Here is a 5,539-nt window from a genome sequence, read left to right as displayed (position 1 = left end):
CGGCGGCCCCCGCGCCCGCCACTACCGGGCCGGCCCCGCCACCCTCCTGCACCCCCCGCTGCTGCGCCCCGGCCGGGACCGGCCGATCCCCTGACCGGCCCACCCCCGCCGCACTACCATCCGTTCCATGACCAGCGCGCAGCCCAACCGTCCCCACTCCCACTGCCACTGGTGCGGCACCCCGTACCCGGCGGCCACCACCGGCTGGCCCCGCACCTGCCCCGGCTGCTCCGAGATCAGCTACCGCAACCCGCTGCCCGTCACCGTGGTCCTGCTCCCCGTCGACCTCCCCGACGGCAGCCGCAGCCTGGCCGTCATCCGCCGCACCATCGAACCCGGCCTCGGCGAACTCGCCCTGCCCGGCGGTTACGTCGACTTCGGCGAGAGCTGGCAGCAGGCCGCCGCCCGCGAACTGCGCGAGGAGACCGGCATCCACGCCGACCCCGCCGACGTCACCCTGGTCGCCACCGACTCCGACACCGGCGGCGGCTTCCTCTGCCTGTTCGGCATGCTGCCCGCCCGCCCGCTCGCCGACCTGCCGCCCTCCGTCCCCACCGACGAGACCGACGGCTGGCAGCTCGCCGACCCCGCCACCCCGCTCGCCTTCCCCTTCCACACCCGGGTCGCCCAGGCCTGGTTCAAGGGCGAGTACGACCACCTTGTGGCCGAACCCCACTGACCAGCACTCCCGAGTGGCGCGGCGGACCCTGGCGCGGCAGACGATCACATGGCATGGTCTGCTCCGTCAGCGTCCCCAGGACGGGCCCGCCACCAGCACCGCCCGTCCGCACGTACCGGCCGGGAGACCACCACCGTGAGCACCCCACCCCAGGACCAGCCGCTCTGGCGGCCCGCCGCCGACCGCGCCGCCGCCACCCAGCTGGTCGCCTTCCAGGCCTGGGCCGCCGCCCGGCACGGAGCCCCGGCCGCACCGCTCGCCCCCGTCACCGACGACGAGCAGGCCGCCGCCCGCTACGCCGCCCTGCACGCCTGGTCCACCGAGGACCTCGACCGCTTCTGGCGCGCGGTCACCGAGTACTTCGACGTCCGCTTCTCCACCGCCCCCGAAGCGGTCCTCGCCGACCCGGCCATGCCCGGCGCCCGCTGGTTCCCCGGCGCCCGCCTGAACTACGCCGAGCACGCACTGCGCCACGGCGAGGACCCCGCCCACGCGGACCGCCCGGCCATCCTGCACCTCGACGAGACCACCGCCGAGCCCGTCCCGCTCAGCTGGGCCGAACTGCGCCGCCAGGTCGGCTCGCTCGCCGCCGCCCTGCGCGAGCGCGGCGTGCGCCCCGGCGACCGGGTCGGCGCCTACCTGCCGAACATCCCGCAGGCCGCCGTCGCCCTCCTCGCCACCGCCGCCGTCGGCGCCGTCTGGACCAGCTGCGCCCCCGACTTCGGCGCCCGCAGCGTCCTCGACCGCCTCCAGCAGATCGAGCCGGTCGTGCTGTTCGCCGTCGACGGCTACCACTACGGCGGCAAGGACCACGACCGCACCGGGGTGGTCGCCGAGCTCCGCGCCGAACTCCCCTCGCTGCACACCGTGGTCCACGTCCCGCTGCTCGGCGGCGCGGCCCCCGAGGGCGCCCTGGACTGGACCGCCCTCACCGCCGCCGACACCGAACCGCTCTTCGAGCAGGTCCCCTTCGACCACCCGCTGTGGGTCCTCTACTCCTCCGGCACCACCGGCCTGCCCAAGGCGATCGTCCAGAGTCAGGGCGGCATCCTGGTCGAACACCTCAAGCAGGCCGCCCTCCACCTCGACCTCGGCCCCGCCGACCGCTTCCTCTGGTACACCTCCACCGGCTGGATGATGTGGAACTTCCTCATCGCCGGCCTGCTCACCGGATCCACGATCGTCACCTACGACGGCAGCCCCGGCCACCCCGACACCGGCGCCTTCTGGTCGGTCGCCGCCCGCACCCGCGCCACCGTCGTCGGCACCTCCGCCGCCTACGTGATCGCCAGCCGCAAGGCCGGCCTGCACCCCGGCCGCGACCTCGACCTCTCCGCCGTCCGCTGCCTCGGCACCACCGGCTCCCCGCTGCCGCCCGACGGCTTCCAGTGGATCTACGACGAGGTGAAGCAGGACATCTGGCTGGCCTCGGTCAGCGGCGGCACCGACGTCTGCTCCTGCTTCGTCGGCGGCGTCCCCACCCTCCCGGTGTACCTCGGCGAGATCCAGGCCCCCTGCCTCGGCGCCGCCGTCGAGTCCTGGGACGTCCAGGGCAAGCCGCACACCGACGAGGTCGGCGAACTGGTCGTCACCAAGCCGCTGCCCTCCATGCCCACCGGCTTCTGGAACGACCCCGACGGCACCCGCTACCACGACAGCTACTTCGACACGTACCCCGGCACCTGGCGCCACGGCGACTGGATCACCGTCACCTCCCGCGGCACCGTGGTGATCCACGGCCGCTCCGACTCCACCCTCAACCGCCAGGGCGTCCGGATGGGCTCCTCCGACATCTACGAGGTGGTCGAGCGCCTCCCCGAGATCGCCGAGTCGCTGGTCATCGGCCTGGAGGAGCCCGAGGGCGGCTACTGGATGCCGCTGTTCGTGGTGCTCAGCCCCGGCGCCACCCTCGACGACGACCTGATCGGACGCATCCGCACCTCGCTGCGCACCGAGCTCTCCCCGCGCCACGTCCCCGACGAGGTCATCGCGGTCGGCGGCCTGCCGCACACCCTGACCGGCAAGCGGATCGAGGTCCCGGTCAAGCGCCTGCTGGCCGGCACCCCGCTGGAGCAGGCCGTCAACCCCGGATCCGTCGACAACCTCGACCACCTGCGCTTCTTCGAGCGGCTCGGCCGCTCGCGCCGGGCCTGAACAGCCCGGAGGGGCGCTGCCAACCCCCACGGTGGCAGCGCCCCTCCGCTCTCCCTCACCCGCCCGGGCTCACTCCCCGGACAGCACCTGGTGCGCGGCGGCCCGCGCCTGCTCGGCGGTGTCGGCGGCCCGCGCCGCCTCCGCCGCCCGCCGGCACTGCGCCAGCGTGTACTTGGCCAGCGCGCTGCGCACGTACGGGATCGACGCCGCGCCCATCGACAGGCTGGTGACCCCGAGCCCGGTCAGCACGCAGGCCAGCAGCGGGTCGGACGCTGCCTCGCCGCACACCCCGCAGCTCTTGCCGACCGCCTTCGCGGCGTCCGCGGACACCGCGATCAGGTCCAGCAGCGCCGGCTGCCACGGGTCCTGCAGCCGGGCCAGCGCCCCGACCTGCCGGTCGGCGGCGAAGGTGTACTGCGCCAGGTCGTTGGTGCCCAGCGACAGGAACTCGACCTCCTGCAGGATCGAACGGGCCCGCAGCGCGGCCGACGGGATCTCCACCATCGCGCCGAACTTCGCGTCCAGCCCGGCCTCCCGGCAGGCGTCCGCGAACGCCTTGGCGTCCACCCGGTCGGCGACCATCGGCGCCATCACCTCCAGGTGCACCGGCAGCCCCTCGGCCGCCGTCGCCAGCGCCCGCAGCTGGGTGCGCAGCACCTCGGGGTGGTCCAGCAGGGTCCGCAGACCCCGCACGCCGAGCGCCGGGTTGGGCTCGTCGGCCGGGGTGAGGAAGTCGAGCGGCTTGTCCGCACCGGCGTCCAGCACCCGCACCACGACCCGACCCTCCGGGAACGCCGCGAGCACCGTGCGGTACGCCTCGACCTGCTTCTCCTCGGGCGGTGCCTCGGCCGAGTCGTCGAGGAAGAGGAACTCGGTGCGGAACAGGCCCACACCCTCGGCCCCCGCCTCCAGCGCCGCCGGCAGGTCCGCGGGCCCGCCGACGTTGGCCAGCAACGGCACCCGGTGCCCGTCCGAGGTCCGGCCCGGCCCGGAGGACGCGGCCAGCGCGGCCCTGCGCTCGGCGGCCACCCGCCGGAGCTCCTCCTGCCGCTCGGCGCTCGGCTCCACCAGCACGTCACCCGAACTGCCGTCGACCGCCACCACGGTGCCCTCGGCCACCTTCGCCGCCCCCGGCAGCGCGACCACGGCCGGTACGCCCATCGCCCGCGCCAGGATCGCGCTGTGGCTGGTCGGCCCGCCCTCCTCGGTCACGAAACCGAGCACCAGGGTCGGGTCCAGCAGGGCCGTGTCGGCCGGCGCCAGGTCCCGCGCGAACAGCACGTACGGCTCGTCGCTGTCCGGCACGCCGGGCATCGGCACCCCGAGCAGCCGGGCCACGATCCGGTTGCGCACGTCGTCCAGGTCGGCGACCCGCCCGGCCAGGTACTCCCCGGCCGACGCCAGCAGCGCCCGGTACGCGGCGAACGCGTCGTACACCCCGCGCTCGGCGCTGCTGCCTACCGCGATGCGCCGGCTGACGTCGGCCATCAGCTCGGGGTCCTGCGCCATCAGCGCCTGGGCCTCCAGCACGGCCTGCGCCTCGCCGCCCGCCAGGTTGCCGCGGGCGATCAGGTCCGCGGCGACCGCGTCCACCGCCGCCTGGGCCCGCGCCTGCTCACGCGGGGCGTCCTCGGTCGGGATCCGGGTGGCCGGCGGCTCCAGCACGGCCGTCCCCATGTGCCGCACCTGCCCGATCGCGACCCCGTGGCTGACGCCGACGCCCCGCAGCGACTGGTCCATGTCCTGAGTTCCTTCCACCACCGTCAGTTCCAGGTGAACAGTTCGCCGCCGACCGGTACCTCGCCGGTCTCGGCCACCGCGCTGAGCGCCTCGGCGGCCGCCTCCAGCGCGACGATCGGGGAGATCGGGGACTTGCCGGCGGCCTCGACCGCGGCCGGGTTCCACCGGATCACCGGCTGACCGCGCCGGACCTGGTCACCCTTGTTCACCAGCAGCTCGAATCCCTCGCCGTTCAACTGCACGGTGTCGATGCCGAGGTGGGTGAGCACCCCGTGGCCGTTCTCGTCCACCACGACGAACGCGTGCGGGTGCATCGACACGACCAGTCCGTCCACCGGCGCCACCGCCTCGGTGGGTTCCCGCACCGGGTCGATCGCGGTCCCGGGGCCCACCATGGCGCCGGAGAAGACGGGGTCGGGCACGGCGGCGAGCCCGACGGCGCGGCCGGCGAGCGGCGACGTCACAGTGGTCATGGTGGTGCCTCCCAGGTGCGGAGTACAGCGTGCGTGGCCGCCGGACGGCGGCTCGTACATCGACTGAAGCTTAAATTAGTTCAACTTGGGACATCTCGGTGCATAGCACTGCGACCCCGAAGGCCCGATGCGCGGCCCGCGCACACGCACGTGCACGAATCGAGCCACGCCCCGGCGGCTGCCGGGCTGCTGGCGCCCAAGTGGTCTAGTCCTCTTCGCCAACGCGCCGCACTCTACGGCATCCGGGTGAGCCCCGGCGATGGCCCCGCGACCCGTCCTGCCCCACCCCCTCGTGCGTCCGTTCGGGTGACATCCGCCGCGACCCGATTAGGTGCGCGGCGCCGAGCCCGCTATGGTTGGCCGAGTCGCCGCGAGCCGGTGATGAACAGAGCGAGTCCGACGCGCAAAGCCTCGGTGAAAACCTGGCAAACGGATCTGATAAGCTCGAATCACGAACGAAGCGCCCGGAGGGCCCGCTGGAAGGCGGTCCGAA

4 protein-coding genes are annotated in these 5,539 nt (G+C 74.2%); 2 read left to right on the top strand and 2 right to left on the bottom strand.

The annotated features are described in order from the left end of the window. The first annotated feature begins 127 nt into the window (after window positions 1-127). Window positions 128-679, top strand: coding sequence for an NUDIX domain-containing protein (locus tag AA75_RS24780; protein WP_033822443.1), 552 nt, complete (start codon window positions 128-130; stop codon window positions 677-679). Window positions 680-814: 135 nt separating this feature from the next. Beyond that, window positions 815-2,833 (top strand): acetoacetate--CoA ligase, encoded by a 2,019-nt coding sequence (locus tag AA75_RS24775; protein WP_033822442.1) that lies wholly within the window; start codon window positions 815-817, stop codon window positions 2,831-2,833. A gap of 69 nt (window positions 2,834-2,902) precedes the next feature. Here the strand turns inward: AA75_RS24775 and ptsP are convergent, their stop codons facing one another. After that, on the bottom strand, window positions 2,903-4,573 hold the full coding sequence (gene ptsP, locus AA75_RS24770; protein WP_033822441.1) for a phosphoenolpyruvate--protein phosphotransferase: 1,671 nt from the start codon (window positions 4,571-4,573) through the stop codon (window positions 2,903-2,905). 23 nt (window positions 4,574-4,596) lie between these two features. Next, window positions 4,597-5,046 carry a PTS glucose transporter subunit IIA gene (locus AA75_RS24765; RefSeq protein ID WP_033822440.1) on the bottom strand — a complete coding sequence of 150 codons (450 nt, stop codon included), beginning with the start codon at window positions 5,044-5,046 and terminating at the stop codon, window positions 4,597-4,599. Window positions 5,047-5,539: the final 493 nt, after the last annotated feature.

The sequence above is a fragment of the Kitasatospora sp. MBT63 genome, assembly GCF_000710465.2.
In the GTDB taxonomy this organism is placed as follows: domain Bacteria; phylum Actinomycetota; class Actinomycetes; order Streptomycetales; family Streptomycetaceae; genus Kitasatospora.
Note: the sequence above shows the minus strand (reverse complement) of the source record. Positions and strands in the feature narration are given on the sequence as shown.

Coding starts and splice junctions, on each gene's coding strand:
- AA75_RS24780 (WP_033822443.1), top strand. CDS start 128: ATGACCAGCGCGCAGCCCAACCGTCCCCACTCCCACTGCCACTGGTGC.
- ptsP (WP_033822441.1), bottom strand. CDS start 4,573: ATGGACCAGTCGCTGCGGGGCGTCGGCGTCAGCCACGGGGTCGCGATC.
- AA75_RS24765 (WP_033822440.1), bottom strand. CDS start 5,046: ATGACCACTGTGACGTCGCCGCTCGCCGGCCGCGCCGTCGGGCTCGCC.